This window comes from Phytoactinopolyspora limicola (genome assembly GCF_011320225.1).
In the GTDB taxonomy this organism is placed as follows: Bacteria; Actinomycetota; Actinomycetes; order Jiangellales; family Jiangellaceae; genus Phytoactinopolyspora; species Phytoactinopolyspora limicola.
This window is the reverse complement of the sequence record NZ_JAAOEN010000002.1, coordinates 248584-267310: the sequence shown is the minus strand read 5'-3', so window position 1 is coordinate 267310 and position 18727 is coordinate 248584. Positions and strand designations below refer to the sequence as shown.

Sequence of the window (18727 nt, the reverse complement as noted above, 5' to 3'; positions counted from 1 at the left end):
GTCAAGCCAACCGTCAACTTCTCGCCGTGGGCCGGGCCACCACCGGTCACCACCGGGACCAGCACCGACCTAAGTCCGACCCGCAGCCCCGCCAAGCGACCCCTGGGCCGTTGGCGGTCTACCGCCGGCTGTGACGGCGTTGCCGTGCAAAGCCCCCCGAGGCCTACGCACATCACAGCCGGCGGTCATAGAGCCAGCATCTGGGCTGACCCTAGCCCCCTGCGATACTGTGGCCCCGAACGGTCAAGGATCGGTCATAACCGGGTAAAGGCCGACGGCTGGCGGGTGACTGTGGGCATAGCGCAGGGGATCCAACTCCGAGTGCTGGGGCCGCTCGAGGCGCGGCGGGCGGGCCGTCCGGTTGCCGTTCCCGGTGCCAAGCCGCGTTCGCTCTTGACTGTTCTGGCGCTCAACGCGGGTCAGGTACTCCCCGCCCCCTACCTTCAGGCGGTGCTGTGGGGCGACGAGACCCCGCGAACGGCGCACAAAGCGTTGCAGACTCACATCTCCGCACTGCGGCGGGTGCTGGGCGAGACCGCTCTGATCACCCGTGGAGCAGGCTGGCTGCTGTCGGTCGAGGCCACCGATGCCGGGGAATTCCAGCGCGCCGCCCGAGCGGGCCGGGAAGCCACCGATCTGGGAGACATGGCTGGGGCGGTAGCCCATTTCACGGCGGGTCTGCGGATGTGGCGCGGATCCCTGGAGCTGCCGGCGACGCCGCGAGCACAGGCCGAAATCACCCGCTGGGATGAGGCCCATGACTCTGTCGTAGACGACCGTACCGACGCCCTGCTGGCCTGCGGACAAGCCGCGGAGTTGGTCGGCGATCTCGAATCGGCGGTCGCCGAGGCGCCCCTGCGGGAGCGTCGCTGGGCTCAGTTGTGCTTGGCGTTGTATCGCGCCGGGCGGCAAGCCGACGCCCTTGCGGCTTATCAGCGCGCGCGGGTAGTGCTGGCTGACGAACTGGGAGTAGAGCCTGGACCGGAGCTGCGCCGGTTGGAGGCGGCGATTCTGGCACAAGACGCCACGCTCGACGTTCCGGCGGTGCGTACCCTGCTGACTCGCGGTGCCCAGGCGGAGGTCGTCGAAGCCGGCACCAACCCGTCAGATGGTGCGACGGTCCCCGCGTCGGTCGGCGCGTCGAAGGCTGAGACGGACCGCTCGGACGGATCTCCCGCGGAAGTGGACACGGAGGAAGTGGCGACGGACGGAGTCCCCGGCGGCCACGAGCCCGTCACCGCTCACGGCGACGACGCTGACGAGCCAGCAAGCATTGTTGCCGGGGTGCCCTCCACGACGTTCGTCGGCCGCGGCGCCGAGCTGGAGCAAATAGACCGGCTGTTGGCCGCGCACCGGTTGGTCACCGTGGTCGGCCCCGGGGGTGTCGGCAAGACCCGCCTTGCCGTGGCGGCCGCTGATGCCGCCTCGGTTCCGTTCCCGGCCGGGGTACATTTCGTCGACCTCGCGGCATGTGAACGACTGTTGCCCGAGGCGGTTGCCGCCGCGATCGGCATCGTCGAGCGGCCTGGTCGGCCGTTGGAACGGGCCGTGTACGAGTTCCTCGGTACTCGGCGTTCCCTGCTGATCCTCGACAACTGCGAGCGTCTGGTCGGAGAGGCCGGCTCGTTCGCCGAACGATTGGTCGCGGCGTGTCCGCACGTCGTTGTTCTCGTCACCAGCCGGGAACGCCTGGGGGTGCCGGGGGAGCAGGTGCTGCGCGTGCCACCACTGTCGATGGTGGCACCGGGTACCGGCGGGCCCAAGGGATCGGACGCGGAGACACTCTTCCTGGACCGGGCGCGGGCAGTCGAGCCGGAGTTCGACGCCGACCCGCAGTTGATCGCGGACGTCTGTGCCCGCTGCGACGGGTTACCGCTGGCTATCGAGTTGGCCGCGGCACGGTGTGGGTCGCTGGGTATCGATGGCCTGCTGACCGGCCTGGACGACCGGCTGCGGCTGCTCGTGGGTGGACGGGGGACGGCCGGCCGGCACCGATCGCTGCGGACGGTGCTCGACTGGAGCCATGACCTCCTCGATCCGGACGAGCAAACGGCCTTCCGCCGGATCGGTGTCTTCGCCGGCAGCGCTGACCTGCCCGCGCTTGCCGCGGTGATCGGCGATCAGAGCGTTCCGGAGCAGCGGACCGGTTCCTCGCCGGCTGCCGTGTCCACCGTCGGTTCCGCATCGGCGAGCGGCCACCACACTGCCGGCGGGTGCGGATCCGCGGGACGTTCCGCGCTGGCCGATGCGGCCGACGTCGTCGGCCGGCTGACCGACAAGAACCTGCTGAGCCACGAGGCAAGTTCGGTCGGCAGCCGCTGGCGAATGCTCGACGTCGTGCGGAGTTACGCGCGTGACCGATTGGGTGCCAGCGGAGACGCACCCGCGGCGTGGGGACGCTACCTGCGGTGGGCCCGCAGTACGGCGGTCGATCTGGAGCGTCGCTTGGACACTGGTGTTGCCTGGCGGGACGATTTCGACGCCGTCGCGGTCGATCTGCATTCGGCGTTGACGTCGACGGGCGGGCCGCCGGGCGGGCCGTTGGTGACCACCCCCGACGGGGAATCCGGTAACCCGGACCGTTTACACCTTGCCCTGGCTCTCGCGCGGCTGGAGGCGCGGCGTGGTGCGTTCACGCTGGCCCAGACGGCGTACGAGGAGGTTGTCTCGATGGCCCGGGCGGCCGGTGACGCCGAGCAGCTCGCCCAGGCCGCGCTGGGCGCGTCGATGGCCGGGATGTTGTTCGGGGTGACCCAATCCGGTCGCGTGTCGCTGCTCGAGGAGGCGCTCGCGGCATATGGCACGGAGCCGACGGCCACGCGGGCCAGGCTGCTGGCTCGGCTGGGTACCGAACTCTATTGGGCACCGGATCGTAGCCGGAGCCTGGCGCTGGCCGACGAGGCGCAGGAGGTGGCGGAGAAGCTGGGCGACGACAGCGCCCGCGCCCACGCGTTGTACGCCCGCTACTACGTGACGAGGGGGCCAGGGCCAGGGCAGGCGCGGCTGCTACTCGCCGAGCAGATCATGACGTTGTCTCGGCGGGCCGGAGAGAGTCAGCTCGAGCTGGCCGGGCTGGCCGCTCACGTCGTCGGCAACCTGGAGGCCGGCAACATCGTCGCCGCCGAGTCCGATATCGCCGCTCTGAGGGAGGGCGCCGACGGGCTGCACTATCCGGAGTTCCGGTGGTACGCCGCGGTCTACCAGCTCGTCCTGGCGTTGCTGGCAGGGCGTTACGGCGAGGCCGATCAGCTGGCCGCGGATGCGGCCGTCTCCGGACAGCAGGCTCCGGAGTTCCCCGTCGATCTGTTCTTCGCCATGGCGGTGACCGATCTTCGACAGCTGACGGGCATCGCGCTGCGGCAGCGTCGGTCGAGACTGACCGAGATGGCTCGGAGATTTCCCCGGGTAGTGGTGTGGCAATGCCTTGGCCTCCTTGACGACATCGCGGCGGACCGGCGGATCGGAACCGGGGAGCAGACCGCTTCGCTGGTCGATGAGGTGCTCGACCAGCCACGGGACGGGCACTGGCTCGTGGCCTGCTGCCTGTTGGCGGAGGCCGCGGCGGCGCTGCGACAGCAGGAGCTGTCGGTGAGACTGGCCGACGCTCTGGCTCCCTACCGTGAGGACCTCGCCGTCGCCGGTCGGGTGGCCGCGTTCCGCGGTTCGGTGGCACACGCATTGGGAGTCCTGGCGCTCGCGGCCGGCGACGTCGAGCAAGCAGTGGAGACGCTCGAGGTGGCCGTCGAACACCACCGTCGGATGGGCGCGCAACCGTTCCTGGCGCGCAGCCTAGGTGCGCTGGCCGACGCATACGGAGTTCGGGCGGCCGACGGCGATCGCACCCGTGCCGCAGCCATCCGCAGGCAGCTAACGAACCACTAGTGCCGTGCCCCGGATCTCCGGCGCGACACACTAGGCGAGTGCATGCCATCGCGGGATAGAAGGGTGGGGTGTCTGGGGCGGGGGCTGGTGTTCTCTTAGGTGGGTGTCGGCCGTTGTGGGCCGGTGTTTGTTGGGTTGGTTTGTGTGGGTGTGTTGGGGGCGATGCGGGGGAGGGTGACTGTGCTGGTGTGGCCGGTGGGGCTGGTCCATTGTTGGCGGCCGTTGCCGAGGTGTTGGATGGTCCATCCGGCGCGGTGTTTCTGTATGTGGCAGGGTTTGCACAACGCTGAGCAGTTGCACGCTGAGGTGGGGCCGTTGGGCCAGGGGGTGCGGTGGTCGATCTCGCATCGTTGGGCGGGGTGGTGGCAGCCGGGTGCGATGCATTCACGGTCACGGAGGAGGACGAAGTCCACGAGCTCTTGGGGTGGGGTGTAGCGGGTGGTGCCGTAGTTGAGGGCGTGTCCGCCGGCGGGGTGGGTGCCGACCCAGCGCCATACTCCGGTGGCGGCGAGGGTGCGGGTGGTGTCGGCGTCGATGGGGCCGTAGCCGTCGAGGTGGGCGGGGTGTTCGTCGAGGCCGAGCAGGGTGGACATGGGTAGGGTGAGGTTGACCGTGACCGGGCGGGCGTGGGTCGTGGATAGGCGGGTTCCGGCCGGGGCGCCACAACTAGCGCATTCGCGGCCGCCCAGGTGTCCGGTGGTCAGCGACATCCACCCGAACGAGGCCAACGCGTCCGCACGCCGCTGCCCCCTCGTCCGGGCGCCGTGTTCTGTCCGGGTGTCCCGCCCCGTCCGGGGGTCCTGTTCCGTCCGGGCGCCGTGTTCTGTGTGGGTGTCCTGCTCCGGGTGCGGGTTACGGGTGGTGCCGGAGCCGTGTCCCGGGTGGGGGTTATGGGTGGTGGCGGCGTTGAGTGCGGCCATGATGGCGGTGGCTTCTTCGGCGGGTAGGTAGGCGATCAGCCAGGCCATGCCGTCCTCGCCGGGTTCTACCCATACCCCGCGGCGGTCGCGGGCTTGGCGGTGTCGGCGTTTGGTTCCGGCGGTGTCGAGTTCGTGGAGTAGCTCGTTGATCACGCGGGACAGTTTCACCTCGGTCCAGGTGTGCACGAACGGCAGCACGGCCTTCTGGATCAACGCGGCCACGTCGGGGTCGCATTTGGTCAGGGCACGGGTCACGATCCGGGCCTTGGACACGTCCAAGCGTCCTTCGTCCAGCGCGCGGTGCACGCCGGGGTAGTCCTCGACCAGGGTGACTGCCTGATCGACCAGTTTCTCGGCTTGGGGTTTGGTCCACGGCCACACCACACACAACGCCGCCGCGGTCACCGGCACCGGATGCAACGAGGAGAACCGGCCACCGCCGTCGTCCGGGCGTAGCTCCCGGCGATGGGTCAACTCCGCCACCGCTTCGGCCTGTTTCGCCGCGCACCAGGCGATCATCCGTTCCCACGCCGCTACCGTGTCGGCCAGCTCATGCACACTCAACCCGGCCGGGCGGGCAGCATCCAACGCCACGGCCAGCTCGGTTCCCGGCACGACCCCCGCGAACCTCGACCCGTCCACCCCCGGGATCGGCCCCACCACCCCGTCCAACCCGTCCTGGCTGTGCGGGCCATCACGGACCCCGTGCGGGTCGTCGCGGTGCAGCCCGTCCGCGGCAGCGCCATAAAGCCGGGCCGGGTCGTCGTCCAGCTCATCCGGGCCGGCATCGGGGCCAGGCGGTGAGAACCACCGGCCCGCACGATCTGCACCGTCGCGATCTGCGCCGGTGTTATCGGTGGCGTCCCGCCACACATCAACCGGCTCAAACCTGCCCAGCTCGGTGGCCACCAGCCGCGCCCATTCAGCATCCACATCGTCTGCACCACCAGCTACACCAGCCTGGCCCGCCAGCGGTGTCGGTTGCGCGGCGGCGTCGGTGCGGGGTGCGTCCGTACCCACACAATAATCGAACATCAGTTCTGATTCAATCGAATAAACTGGAATGATAGTGGCCAGTCGGGGGTGTATGGTGGGTGGGGTGGCTGGAGGGTAAGGGAAGGGAGGTGGTGGCCAGGTGAGGTCTCCTGCGGGCAGAGTTCGCCCTGGCTAGGCCGCGCCCAGTACAGCGGACGTCCGGCAATCACGTCTAGTTCGGGCAGTCACGGCGCGCCCTGCACCGTGCGAGTGATTTCCTTGTTCGGTTTTGAGTGGCGTGGCGACGTCGCTTCAGGGCGGAGCTGGAACACTGGCGGTGACCTGTCGTGAAGGGCGTCGGTACAGGTGTCGTGACCCGCTCCGTGGTGGATCCTGATACATCGGGTAACGAATTGGTCGCGGACGATGCACAGTTGTGCCCGCCTGTTTACCCGTTGTTCGCCTCCAAGTAGCATCCGATGCTCTACCTGGCGAAAGTGTGGGTTTTCGGCACACCGGGTGTCTCGCCGGAGAGTTTCCGGTACGGGACGCTCACCACCGGTGAGTTGAACGACTCGTCACGGGCGGGTGATGTGCTGAATATAAGGTGTCCGGTGTTTTCGGCCTCGTCGCAAGGAGTGAGTATTCGATGAAGATCACGAAATGGCTCGCGGTAGCCGCCGCGGTGGCATTGTTAGCCGCGTGCGGTGGCGACGACAACGGTAACGGCGACGACGCTGACACCGACGTCACCACCGACGACAACGGGGAGGCCGAAGGCGAACCCGAGGCGGGGGCCGACTGGCCGGACGAACTCGTCCTGGTCTTCACCCCGTCGAGGGAAGCACAGCAACTCGTCGATGACGCCGGGCCGCTGGCCGAGATGCTGGAGGAGCGCCTCGACATATCGATCGATCCGTTCGTCGCCACGGACTACGCCGGGGTGATCGTCGCGCTGGAGGCGGGGCAGGCTGGCATCGCTGGTGGCCTCGGACCGCAACAGATGGTGCAGGCTGAGGCTCAGGCCGGGGCCGACCTGATTCTCCAATCGGAGCGCTTCGGCGACGTCCAGTACGTCACCCAGTGGTTCACCAACGACCCCGATACCTACTGCGACACCGACCCGGTCGACGTCGATGGGTTCCTGTTCTGCAATGGTGTCGAAGACGCGACCGGCCCCGGCGACGGCCCCATCGGCGAGGACGCCATCGCCCGGGCCGCCGGTGAGCCGGTGGCGTTCGTCTCCCAGGGGTCGGCGTCCGGTCACCTCGTGCCGTCGTTGCAGCTGTTCGAGGCCGGGATCGATCCCCAGACCGGGGTCGAGCCGATCTTCGCCGGTGGTCACGACAACGCGGTTCTCGCCGTCTACCGAGGTGATGCGGCCGTTGGTGTGTCGTTCAACGACGCGCGCGGTGAAGTAGTCGACCAGTTCGAGGACGTCGGCGAGGAAGTCGTCGTGTTCGCGTGGTCGCCGCCGATTCCCAACGACGGCTTCGCCGTGGCCCGTGACCTGCCGGACGATCTGAAGCAGGCGATCACCGACGCGTTGATCGAGATCGCGGAGACCGATGAGGGCCGTGAGGTGCTGAACAGCCTGTACAACATCGACGGCCTGGTCCCGGTCGACTCCGCGGCCTACGATCCCATCCGTACGCTGGTGTCCGAGCTCGGCGAGCTGCTGGACGATTGAGTGTGAGTCTGGGGCCGTCGGCCTGTGATGTACTCGACCCACCCGAACGGCGGGCCACTGCCAGCATGGGGTCGGGCGGTCCACGTACCGCCCGACCCGCGGGTTTGCCGTGGCGGCTGGACGGTGGTTCACCACCTCGACAAGGGGGACTGGCATGATCCGCTTCGAACAGGCGACGGTGACCTACCCCGGTGGCGTGAAAGCGCTGGACGGCGTGGATCTGGAGATCCCCGACGGTGAGTTCGTCGTCATCGTGGGCTTGTCTGGTGCCGGCAAGTCCACTCTGATCCGCACGGTGAACGGATTGGTGCCACCCACCGGGGGTTCAGTCCACGTCGGAGACCGCGAAGTTGGTCAGCTCTCGAAGCGCCAGCTACGTGCCCTCCGGGCAGACGTCGGCATGATCTTTCAGCACTTCAACCTGGTGAACCGGACCACCGTGCTGAACAACGTCTTGATGGGGCGGCTGAACCGGGTCCCGAGTTGGCGTTCGCTGCTCGGCTGGTGGGGCGCGGCCGAGGTCGAGGTGGCCATGCAGGCTCTGGAGGTCGTCGAGATCGTCGACAAGGCCTACGTACGGGCGGCGAACCTCTCTGGCGGACAGCAGCAGCGGGTCGGCATCGCTCGGGCATTGGCTCAGCGGCCCACGGTGCTGCTCGCCGACGAGCCGGTCGCGTCACTCGACCCGCCCACGTCGCACTCGGTGATGCGGTACCTGCAGAAGGTCAACCGCGAACTCGGGATCACCACCCTGGTCAATCTGCACTTTCTGGACCTGGCCAGGGAATACGCGGATCGGGTGATCGGCCTGCGGGGCGGTCGGCTGGTGTTCGACGGGCCGGGCCGGGAAGCCGACGAGAAAGTCTTCGAGCAGATCTATGGCCGGAGCCTGACGGCCGACGACGTCCTCGAGGCCGAGGCGGCCTTGTGAACGAGCCGGACTCCGCGCCCGGCGCTGAGCTGAGCACTGCGGCCGCGGACCGTCCCCGTACCGAGCGCCCAAAGAAGCCCCGGCCGAGCCTGTTCATGCTGGGTGGCCTGATCGGGCTGGCCGCCGTGACCATCGCCGCCGGCGCGGACTGGCGGTTCGGCGTCGGGTTTTCTCTGACCGAGATCTGGGACGGGTTGACCAGGCCCAACGCACCGATGCGCGGGCTCGGCGAGATCGACTTCGGTGTGCTCACCGGAACCCGGGCCCGCAACGGCTTCCTGGAGACGCTGCAGATGGCGTTGGTGAGCACCATCTCCGGTGCCCTGGTCGCGTTGCCGCTGGCCCTGTTCAACTCCAAGCTGGGCGCGCCGAACCGGATCGCGTATGCGGCGATCAAACTGTTCAACAACGTCATCCGGTCGATTCCCGACCTGCTGTGGGCTTTGCTGTTCGTCGCGGCGGTCGGCATCGGTGCTCTGCCGGGCATGCTCGCTCTGTTCTTCTTCTCCATCGGCGTGGTGACGAAGCTGACGTCCGACACCATCGACGGGATCGATCACGGCCCGGTCGAGGCGGCCCGGGCAAGTGGCGCATCACACCTGCAAATGCTCCGGACGGCAGTGTTCCCGCAGGTACTGCCCGCCTACACGTCGTTCTCCATGTATTGCTTCGAGCTGAATCTGCGGGCGTCGGCGGTACTGGGCTTCGTCGGCGCCGGTGGCATCGGCGCTGTCATCAACGACTACCGGATAAGCGGCCAGTGGGACCGGGTCTGGGGTGTCGTCGTCGGCTTCCTCATCGTCGTCATCGTTGTGGAGAGGATCTCGATGATGTTGCGGAGGCGGCTGCTGTGAGCCGGGCGCGGATCCAAACAGCCAACGAAGCGCGGTTCGAGCGGGCAGTACGCCCGGAAAAACCGTTCAACTGGTTCCGGCTGGTCGTCACGGTGGCCGTGGTCGGCGGCTTCCTCGGCGCCGCCCTCAGTGTGGACGCCAGGTGGGAACGGCTGCCGGAGGCACCGGGCCAGCTGTGGAACATCGCTAGGTTGATGTTCACCGATCTCGACCTCGATGACCTGCCCGACGCGCTGGAATCGATGTGGGAGTCGGTCGCCATTGCCTGGCTCGGCACCATGATCGCGGCGGTGCTCTCCTTCCCGCTGGCGTTTCTTGCCGCGCAGAACATCTCCGGGCGGGTCAGCGTCGTCGTCACCCGTCAGTTGCTGAACATCCCCAGAGCCATCCCGGAGATCATCTTCGCGGTGGCGCTCATTCCGATCTTCGGGCTGGGGCCCCTCGCGGGGACGGTCGCCATTGGGCTCAGTTCTACCGGCACCATCGGCAAACTCTCGGCTGAGATCATCGAAGGGTGCGGCAAAGGCCCGGTCGAAGCGGCCGCGGCGGCGGGTGGCTCGAAGGTTCAGCGCATCAGATGGGCGGTAATTCCGCAGGTGATGCCGGAGATCGTCGCGTTCTGGCTGTACCGATTCGAGATCAACATCCGGGCGTCGGCCGTCCTCGGGGTCGTGGGCGCCGGTGGAATCGGGACGATGTTGCAGCAGAACATCGAGTTCCGCAACTGGGGCACCGCCGGGATGGCGCTGATCGTCGTCGTGCTCGTCACCATCATCATCGACACCGTCTCCGGGGCGATCCGGCGACGGATCATCCGGGGCCCGCGGTCGGTGTACGGCCATGTGGTCCAGGATCCCCAGCAGATCGTCTGATCAGGTCGACCGGCAGCCGATGCCAGTACCGGGAAGTCATCGACGGCATCCGACACCATGGCACTAGGAACGAAAGTCACCGCCACCTCTGGCTGCGGCTGGCGATTCGGCTAGCCGTGAACGAGTGAAAGCCTGGCCCCGCGGTGCCTCGTGGACTCGGTGAGTGGGGAGACCCTCGCCGTCGGCTTCGTAGCAGCAAAGGAGTGGAAGTTGAGACCAGCCCGACCCGGGTGATGGTGGCCCGCAAAGGGGCATGGAGGCCAGCTCACAGCTCTTTCAGCGCTCCGGCAAGGTCATCAATTGGGTACCATGTAAACGCCTTTCCTATCTTGATTTTTCGCATAAGATCCATATGTTCAAGGGCTAGTAGGTCTTGCCTGGCAGTCTCAACCGTGATGTTGTGGCTGCTGGCGTGCGATTGTGCGGTGTACTGCGCAGATGGGTTGTGAACGGCATGCTCGAGGACTGACAGTTGACGATGGTTGAACTGCCCCGGCCGAAGCGCAAGGGAGCGTTGGAATTCTCGAACCTCAAACATCTTCCGTTTCAGGTACTCATTCAGGCCTTTAATGGCCCGTTCAAGGACTCCGAGCTGATATATATAGAAGTATGTTAGGTCGCTCTCGTCTTGCTCTGTGTGGAGATAGCTGCGAGCGTATTTTGCTGGAGCGTTCTTCAGAATCTGTGAAATGGTAACGAACTCCGTCAGCCAATATCCCTGCTTGAGCATCGACCAGTAGAAGAGCAACCTCGCGGTGCGCCCGTTGCCATCCTCGAACGGATGATCGTAACCGATCATGAAGTGGCTCGTGATCGCACGTAATACGGGCGGTAGGTAGCCGCCATCTTCTTGACCATTCGCAAATCGGCACAGGCGATCCAGGCGCTCCGGCAGCTCGACCGCGGGTGGGGGTTCATGAAGCACCTGGCTGTATCCATCGTCATACACGGCAACTCGAACTTCATCCTCATGCTGTAATCGACCTGCTGCAGATGGCTCGTCAAGCGTGCCCTCGGTGACGATTCGGTGGAGCTCAAGGATTCGGTCAGGCGTGAACTCGGCGTCTCGCAGTTCCGTAACGCGCCGCATTGCATTGAAGTTGTTGAGGATCATTTGTTCGCTGCGGTCGACTGGTGCGCGCCCAGTCCTGATCATCTCTTTCGCGACTAAGCGGGATGTTGAGGCGCCTTCGAGCTGACTTGACGTGATCGCCTCTTCGATCAGTGAACTAATAAGATACCTGTCGCGTGTGGCTGGATTAGTTACCTGCTCGCTCAGGGAAATGTTGCCGCTCAAGCTGCTGTTGACGGACTCGATTGACTTGAGCACTACGTCGGGCAGCGTGTAGTTGAACTGTGAGCTGTTCTTGTCCAGCAGTGGCAACATCCTTCGCATGCCGCGCCGGGTAAACTTGACGCGCAGCCACCATTCTTCGGATGTGAGGCCATCCGGAGGTTGTCGATGCCTGAGTTCGTCCCACGGTAGGTATGGGTCGGCGGCTCCATCACCTTCGCCCATGGCCCGAAGCACTTCCATCATGCGGCCACGTTGCTCAAGATCACGCAGGATGTCTTGGACAGCGGGCGGCGGCATCGGTATCCGCACGTGGACCTCCACAACTCCAACTCCAAGCCACGCTTGGACTAGGAGTAAGAGCTTACTGCTAGTTGCTGCTAATTGCTCCAAGTCTTGGAGCAACGTATCGCGTGTATCCGCATGAGCATCCGCAACATCACTGCCCTCGGCTTCATCGCCGTGGGCGGTGTTGGTGTAACTGGTATGCCGGGGTCGCGCGAGTCTCGCGCCAACGGCTAGTTGCTGCTAGTTGCTCCACGTCTTGGAGCAACGCGTCGTGCGTACATAGGCTGGTGGCCCCGAGTGACGAGCCGTGGGGCAAGCTGTACCGATCGACGCAGTGTTTCTTATGGGGGCGCTGGGGGCCGCCCGGGCTCGACGTGATCCATCCGCGGATGGTAGGCGAGCACTGACGTGACGCAGCTCGTCTACCCTCGCTGAGAACGTGCATGGTTGGTGGAGGATCTACGGCAGGGGTGGCGTATCGTGAGATGGATGTCTCGCATCATGGACGGATGGCGCTAGATCCTCCGCCGTTCGCCGACACTGGATCCGGTCGATGTTAGAGGAGGACGCACATGAGCACTCCAGGGCCCGTCCTGCGCGTGGCGCTCCTTGGTTGTGGCGTCGTCGGGTCCGAGGTTGCCCGGCAGCTCAACGATCACTCCACGGACCTGGCCGCGCGCATCGGCGCCCGGCTCGAGCTGGCCGGGGTGGCGGTGCGCCGCCTCGACCGCGACCGATCCGATACCGGCATCGACCCGAGCCTGTTCACGGCCGACGCCGCCGGCTTGGTCGCCCGGGACGACGTCGATCTCGTCATCGAAGTGGTGGGCGGGATCGAGCCGGCCCGTAGCCTCATCCTGACCGCCATGGAGCGCGGCAAGTCGGTTGTCACCGCCAACAAGGCATTACTCGCCGACGACGGATACGCGCTGCACACGGCCGCCGACAAACACGGCGTCGACCTCTACTACGAAGCTGCCGTGGCCGGCGCCATCCCACTGCTGCGCCCCTTGCGCGAGTCGTTGGCCGGCGACCACATCACCCGTGTGTTGGGCATCGTCAACGGCACCACCAACTACATCCTGGACCAGATGGACTCCCAGGGCACCGGGTTCGCCGAGGCTCTGGAGGAGGCCCAGGCACTCGGGTACGCCGAAGCTGACCCCACCGCTGACGTCGACGGTTTCGACGCCGCGGCGAAAGCCGCGATCCTGGCGGGGATCGCCTTCCACTCGCCGGTGAGCGCCGCCGACGTGCACCGCGAGGGTATCTCCGACGTCACCACCGCCGACGTCGCCAGCGCCAAGGCGATGGGTGCGGTCGTCAAACTCCTCGCCATCTGTGAACTCACCGGCGACGGCAGCACCGTCGGCGTGCGGGTGCACCCGGCCATGATCCCGCGCTCGCATCCACTCGCCGGCGTACGTGGCGCCTACAACGCCGTCTTCGTCGAAGCCGCGGCAGCCGGTCAGCTGATGTTCTATGGCCCGGGAGCCGGCGGGGCCCCCACTGCCAGCGCGGTCCTCGGTGACGTCGTGACGGTGGCTCGGCATCGGGTCGGCGGTGTCACCGGTCCGGGAGGGTCCTGGTATGCCGACCGTCCAGTCCGGTCCATGGGGCAGACCGTCACCCGCTACCACATCAGCCTCGACGTCGACGATCGTCCGGGTGTGCTGGCCGCGGTAGCCACCGAGTTCGCCCGGCACGACGTCTCCATCGAGACCGTGCGGCAGCGCACCGAGGGCCCGGACGGCGCCGACCTCGTGATCGTCACTCATCAGGCCACCGACGAGGCCCTGACCGCCACCGTCAACGGGCTCAGCCAGTTGGACACGGTCCGCGAGGTCATGTCGGTGATGCGCGTCGAAGGCGAGTAGCTTTCGTGCCATCCGGCCATCCGCCCCAGGTTGCAGCCCGGGCTGGCTCGCTGGCCGGTCGGGTGGATAATGGACGTCGTGCCTAATGGACCTGGTGGAATGGTGAAGACCCGGAGCCGGCTGTGGGGCGGCGTGATCGAGGAGTACCGGGAGCGGCTCCCGGTCACCTCCAGCACCCCCGTCGTCACGCTCCGCGAAGGTGGCACCCCGCTGGTGCCGGCGCCGTGGTTGTCCGAGCAGACCGGGTGTGAGGTCCACCTCAAGGTCGAAGGGGTCAACCCGACGGGTTCGTTCAAGGATCGCGGTATGACGGTGGCCATCTCCAAGGCCGCCGAAGAGGGCGCCGAGGCCGTCGTCTGCGCCTCGACCGGTAACACCAGCGCGTCGATGGCCGCGTACGCGGTACGGGCCGGCATGCGGCCGGTGGTGTTGGTGCCGGACGGCAAGATCGCCGGCCCCAAGCTCGCGCAGGCCGTCGTGCACGGCGGGGTCATCGCCGCCGTCGACGGCAACTTCGACGACTGCCTGCGATTGGCTCGAGAGTTGGCCGAGACGTATCCGGTGGCGCTAGTCAACTCCGTCAACCCGTACCGGATAGCGGGGCAGAAGACAGCCGCGTTCGAGGTGGTCGATGACCTCGGTGACGCACCCGACATCCACGTACTCCCGGTGGGCAACGCCGGCAATATCTCGGCGTACTGGTTGGGGTACACCGAATACGCCGCCGACGGCCCCGCCACCCATCGCCCACGCATGTGGGGGTTTCAGGCCGCTGGCGCGGCTCCGCTGGTGGATGGGGTTCCCGTGGCCGCACCCGAGACGGTGGCAAGCGCGATCCGGATCGGCAATCCCGCCTCCTGGGAGACCGCCGTGCAGGCGCGGGATCAGTCTGGTGGCCTCATCGAGGCCGTCACCGACGAGCAGATCCTTGCCGCGCAGCAGGAGCTGTCGGGTCGCGAAGGCCTGTTCGTCGAACCCGCGTCCGCCGCGGGAGTGGCCGGCCTACTTCAGTTGGCGCAGCAGGGCCGGATCAACCGCGGGCAGCGCGTCGTCGTCACGGTCACCGGGCACGGCTTGAAGGACGTCGACACCGCCAGTTCGTTCTACGGCGAGATCCGCCCGTACCGGATCGCAGCCGAAGCTTCCGCGGCCGCGGAGGCGCTCGGGCTCGGTGAATGACCAGGAGCCGGACGTGACCACCTCGGCGCACCGCTGGGTCCGGGTGCGGGTACCGGCCACCAGCGCGAACCTAGGGCCTGGGTTCGACGCCTTCGGACTCGCCTTGGGCCTGCACGACGTCGTCGAGGTGCGGGTCGGCGGTGCGCCCAGTGCGGCTGGAGCGCCTACGATCTCCGTGTCGGTTCAGGGTGCGGGTGCCGGCGAGGTCCCGCTCGACGATGGGCACCTCGTCGTCCGGGCCGTGCAGGCGGGCTTCGCCGCAGCCGGCGCCACACTGGGCGGGCTTGAGTTGACCTGCCACAACGTGCTCCCTCACGGACGTGGCCTGGGCTCGTCGGCCGCCGCCATCGTGGCGGGAGTCCTGGCCGCCCATGTGCTGACCGCGGACCAGCCGGTCGACGACGAGTCGCGGGCCGGCCTGCTGGGTCTGGCCAGCCACCTGGAAGGGCACCCCGACAACGTCGCACCATGTCTCGTGGGAGGTCTGACGATCGCCTGGACCGATAGGTCCGGTGTGGTACGGGTCACGCGGCTCGAGGTCCATCCCGACGTCACCCCGGTGGTGTGTATCGCCCCGGAGGCGGTTTCCACCAAAGCAGCGCGTGGCCTGTTGCCCGCGTCGGTGCCGCATGCGGACGCGGCCCGCAACGCCGGCCGGGCGGCGCTGCTCGTCGAGGCGCTGACCCGTCAGCCCAGCCTCCTGCTCGACGCAACCGAGGACCATCTACACCAGGAGTACCGGAGGCCGGCGATGCCGGCCACGTTGACACTGGTCAGCGCCTTGCGAGAGCAAGGTTTGGCGGCGGTGGTGTCCGGCGCCGGACCGACCGTACTCGTCCTAGGACGGGCTGGCGACGTCGCCCGGGTGCGCGGGATCGCCACCGGATGGGATGTCCGCGAGCTACCCGTCGACGCCGCGGGAGCGACCGTCGAGGCGTCCTCCGGAGGACTAGTGGAAGAGGGCTTCGACGTGGGTGTAAAAGGCGGGTCAGGATCGGCGGTCGGCCCGAGATGAATTGGGCGTGGCGAGTCTGGGTCAAACGGCCTGTGGCGTGCTACGCTCGGTTACGCACCGACGCACTGCACGGTCGGTAACCATGGCATAGCGGATTCTCCGCAGCGGGCCGTGGATCTGAAACCTCTTCCAGGGCTTGCCTGTGCTAGTTCCGAAGCAGGGTTGACCATCAGTTGCATCGTGCAATATCACGTACTCGGGGATACATCCCCGAGGTGTTAGACGCGCCGGCAGATCTAGCCGGTGCTGCCCCAGGGAAGGACCCTGAGTGACAAACACCGAGATTCCCGGCGTCTCCGAGGCGCTGGACTCCACCACGGCACCATCAGCCGCGGGCGACGGCACTGCGCCCAAGCGGCAACGTAAACGTGCGCCTGGTCTGGACGGCATGGTGCTGGCTGAACTCCAGCAGGTGGCGGCCCAGCTGGGTATCAAGGGCTCCGGCCGGATGCGCAAGGCACAGCTCGTCGACGCGATCAAAGCGACGCAGGCCAATCTCCCGGCCGCGGGCGCTGCGCCGTCGAAACAGAAGGCTCCGGCCAGCCAACCGGCCCTGGGTAACGACGCTCCGGCTACCGCGCCGTCGGCAGCGGCCAGCGGGGATTCCACTAGTGGCGAGACCGACGGCGAGCCGGCCGTCGCGCCGGCCCGTTCGAGCCGGCGCGGACCGCGCCGGGCCACCAGGCCGCAGGCCGCACCAGAAACCCACGGTGACGACACCCCCTCGATGACGGACGACGCGTCGACCGCCGGTGCGCAGGCAGCCGCCACCGACCAGCAGGCGCGCTCCGACCAGCAGAACCGCGACGAGCGGCCGGCAGCCGAGTCGGACGAAGGACGTGGCGATAACCGCCGGCAGGACAACCGTCGGCAGGACAACCGCCGCTCGGAGAATCGTCGGCCGGACAACCGTCAGGATGATCGTCGGCCGGACAACCGTCAGGACGACCGTCGCCAGGACAACCGCCAGGATGATCGTCGGCCGGACAACCGCCCGGACGACCGTCGCCAGGACAACCGCCAGGACGGCCGCGACGCCGACTCCGACCGGCGGCGTGACCGCGTCGACGATGACGACGAGGCTGGGCGGGGCCGCCGCCGGCGACGTGACCGCGGGCGTAACAGCCGGGACCGTCGCAGCAGCGGAGGCGGCCGGGAGCGGCCCGAGGAGCCACAGATCCTCGAGGACGACGTCCTGATTCCCGTCGCCGGGATTATCGACATCCTCGACAACTACGCGTTCGTCCGGACGTCCGGTTACCTGCCTGGCCCGAACGACGTGTACGTGTCGTTAGCTCTGGTTCGCCGGCATGGTCTGCGGAAGGGCGACGCCGTCACCGGTGCTGTGCGCCAGCCGCGGGAAGGCGAGAAACAGCAGAAGTTCAACGCCCTGGTCCGGGTCGATACCGTCAACGGCGCTGACCCGGAGGCGGCCAAGCAGCGCCCCGATTTCGCCCGGCTCACTCCGCTGTACCCGCAGGACCGGCTCCGTCTGGAGACAGAGGCCGGTGTCCTGTCCACCCGCATCGTCGACCTCGTGGCGCCCATCGGCAAGGGGCAGCGTGGGCTCATCGTCTCGCCGCCGAAAGCCGGCAAGACGCTGTTCATGCAGGCGCTGGCCAATGCGATCACCACGAACAACCCCGAGGCCCACCTCATGGTGGTGCTCGTGGACGAGCGGCCGGAAGAGGTCACCGACTTCCAGCGTTCGGTGAAGGGCGAGGTGATCGCATCCACGTTCGATCGCCCGGCTGACGATCACACCACGGTCGCGGAGCTGGCTATCGAGCGGGCTAAGCGGCTGGTTGAACTCGGCCACGACGTCGTCATCCTGCTGGACGGCATCACCCGGCTCGGGCGGGCCTACAACCTCGCGGCACCGGCCAGCGGACGTATCTTGTCCGGTGGTGTCGACTCCGCGGCGCTGTACCCGCCGAAGAAGTTCTTCGGAGCGGCCCGCAACATCGAGAACGGCGGCTCGCTGACCATCTTGGCGACCGCGCTCATCGAGACCGGCTCCAAGATGGACGAGGTTATCTTCGAGGAGTTCAAGGGCACCGGCAACATGGAGCTGCGGTTGCGCCGTGACCTCGCCGACAAGCGCCTTTACCCGGCTATCGATGTCGACGCGTCCAGTACTCGGCGCGAGGAGATCTTGGTCTCGAAGGAAGAGCTGGTCATCATGTGGCAGCTGCGCCGGGTCTTGTCGGCCTTGGATCCGCAGCAGGCCATCGAGCTCATGCTGGACCGGTTGAAGAAGACGAAGAGCAACGCCGAGTTCCTCATGAACGTCCAGAAGACCACGCCCACCATCGGCGGGAACGGCTCGAAGGACGACGAGTAGACGTTGCCCCACCCCCGGTGATCGAACCCAAGATGAGGTCGCTATAGCGACCTGAAGGCGGCAACGATCACCGGGGGTAGTTGGTACTCGGCTGAGTGTGACCGAGCACGTTCGGCGCGAGTGGTAGGCCCGGTTTGGTGCAGACGTGACGGGCTGGAATACTTGATAGGCGGTGCCGGTTCACGGCTGGGCACGTCCGCCCTGACCGACCCGGCGCTCGTCGAGACCCAGGAGTGCATGACATGAAAAACGACATCCACCCGCCGTACGTGGAGACCACGGTCACGTGTACCTGTGGTAACACGTTCACCACGCGGAGCACGTCGGCCAATGGCGTCATCCACGCCGACATCTGCTCCAACTGCCACCCCTTCTACACGGGTAAGCAGAAGATCCTCGACACCGGTGGCCGGGTTGCCCGGTTCGAGTCCCGGTACGGCAAGAAGAAGTCCGACTAGGAGTTCGACTCGGAGCACTAGTCGACATAAGGCGGGTGCACGCACAACGAGCGTGCACCCGCCGTAGTCGTCTTGTAGAGGTGATCGTTGCCGGTTTCGGGTCGCTATAGCGACCCGCAACCCGCAAAGAACACGGCCGGGGTGGAGA

The 18727-nt window shown here is 67.0% G+C and carries 12 protein-coding genes; 10 read left to right on the top strand and 2 right to left on the bottom strand.

Annotation, left to right across the window (positions count from 1 at the left end; genetic code table 11):
- Window positions 1–285 precede the first annotated feature (285 nt).
- Entirely contained in the window at window positions 286–3882 is a 3597-nt protein-coding gene (locus G8760_RS06850) for an AfsR/SARP family transcriptional regulator (RefSeq protein WP_166348796.1), read from the top strand.
- A 95-nt stretch (window positions 3883–3977) separates the two neighbouring features.
- Here G8760_RS06850 and G8760_RS06845 read toward each other — a convergent pair whose 3' ends face one another.
- Window positions 3978–5822, bottom strand: coding sequence for an HNH endonuclease signature motif containing protein (locus G8760_RS06845; RefSeq protein WP_166348793.1), 1845 nt, complete (start codon window positions 5820–5822; stop codon window positions 3978–3980).
- Between the two features lie 604 nt (window positions 5823–6426).
- Between G8760_RS06845 and G8760_RS06840 the strand changes: the two genes are divergently transcribed.
- From G8760_RS06840 to phnE (G8760_RS06825), 4 genes are all read left to right on the top strand, one after another.
- Complete coding sequence (locus G8760_RS06840) at window positions 6427–7467, top strand: phosphate/phosphite/phosphonate ABC transporter substrate-binding protein (protein ID WP_166348790.1); 1041 nt, start codon at window positions 6427–6429, stop codon at window positions 7465–7467.
- Window positions 7468–7621: 154 nt separating this feature from the next.
- Window positions 7622–8398 (top strand): phosphonate ABC transporter ATP-binding protein, encoded by a 777-nt coding sequence (gene phnC, locus G8760_RS06835; protein ID WP_166348787.1) that lies wholly within the window; start codon window positions 7622–7624, stop codon window positions 8396–8398.
- Window positions 8395–9252 (top strand): phosphonate ABC transporter, permease protein PhnE, encoded by an 858-nt coding sequence (gene phnE / locus G8760_RS06830; RefSeq protein ID WP_166348784.1) that lies wholly within the window; start codon window positions 8395–8397, stop codon window positions 9250–9252. Before phnC ends, phnE (G8760_RS06830) begins: the two co-directional genes overlap by 4 nt.
- Window positions 9249–10124: a phosphonate ABC transporter, permease protein PhnE gene (phnE, locus tag G8760_RS06825; protein ID WP_166348781.1), complete on the top strand. Its 876-nt coding sequence runs from the start codon at window positions 9249–9251 to the stop codon at window positions 10122–10124. The genes phnE (G8760_RS06830) and phnE (G8760_RS06825) overlap by 4 nt, the downstream gene beginning before the upstream one ends.
- Before the next feature lie 265 nt (window positions 10125–10389).
- Here phnE (G8760_RS06825) and G8760_RS06820 read toward each other — a convergent pair whose 3' ends face one another.
- Window positions 10390–11730: a Fic family protein gene (locus G8760_RS06820; protein ID WP_166348778.1), complete on the bottom strand. Its 1341-nt coding sequence runs from the start codon at window positions 11728–11730 to the stop codon at window positions 10390–10392.
- A gap of 548 nt (window positions 11731–12278) precedes the next feature.
- Between G8760_RS06820 and G8760_RS06815 the strand changes: the two genes are divergently transcribed.
- The 5 genes from G8760_RS06815 (at window position 12279) to rpmE (ending at window position 18579) form a co-directional block, all read left to right on the top strand.
- A complete protein-coding gene (locus G8760_RS06815) occupies window positions 12279–13583 on the top strand; it encodes a homoserine dehydrogenase (RefSeq protein ID WP_166348775.1) in 1305 nt (434 codons plus the stop codon).
- Window positions 13584–13682: 99 nt separating this feature from the next.
- On the top strand, window positions 13683–14762 hold the full coding sequence (gene thrC / locus G8760_RS06810; RefSeq protein WP_166349967.1) for a threonine synthase: 1080 nt from the start codon (window positions 13683–13685) through the stop codon (window positions 14760–14762).
- A gap of 13 nt (window positions 14763–14775) precedes the next feature.
- Window positions 14776–15777 carry a homoserine kinase gene (gene thrB, locus G8760_RS06805; RefSeq protein WP_166348772.1) on the top strand — a complete coding sequence of 334 codons (1002 nt, stop codon included), beginning with the start codon at window positions 14776–14778 and terminating at the stop codon, window positions 15775–15777.
- Between the two features lie 268 nt (window positions 15778–16045).
- Window positions 16046–18121, top strand: a complete 2076-nt coding sequence (rho, locus tag G8760_RS06800) for a transcription termination factor Rho (RefSeq protein ID WP_166348769.1) — start codon at window positions 16046–16048, stop codon at window positions 18119–18121.
- A gap of 242 nt (window positions 18122–18363) precedes the next feature.
- Window positions 18364–18579 (top strand): 50S ribosomal protein L31, encoded by a 216-nt coding sequence (gene rpmE, locus G8760_RS06795; protein WP_166348766.1) that lies wholly within the window; start codon window positions 18364–18366, stop codon window positions 18577–18579.
- The last annotated feature ends 148 nt before the right edge of the window (window positions 18580–18727 follow it).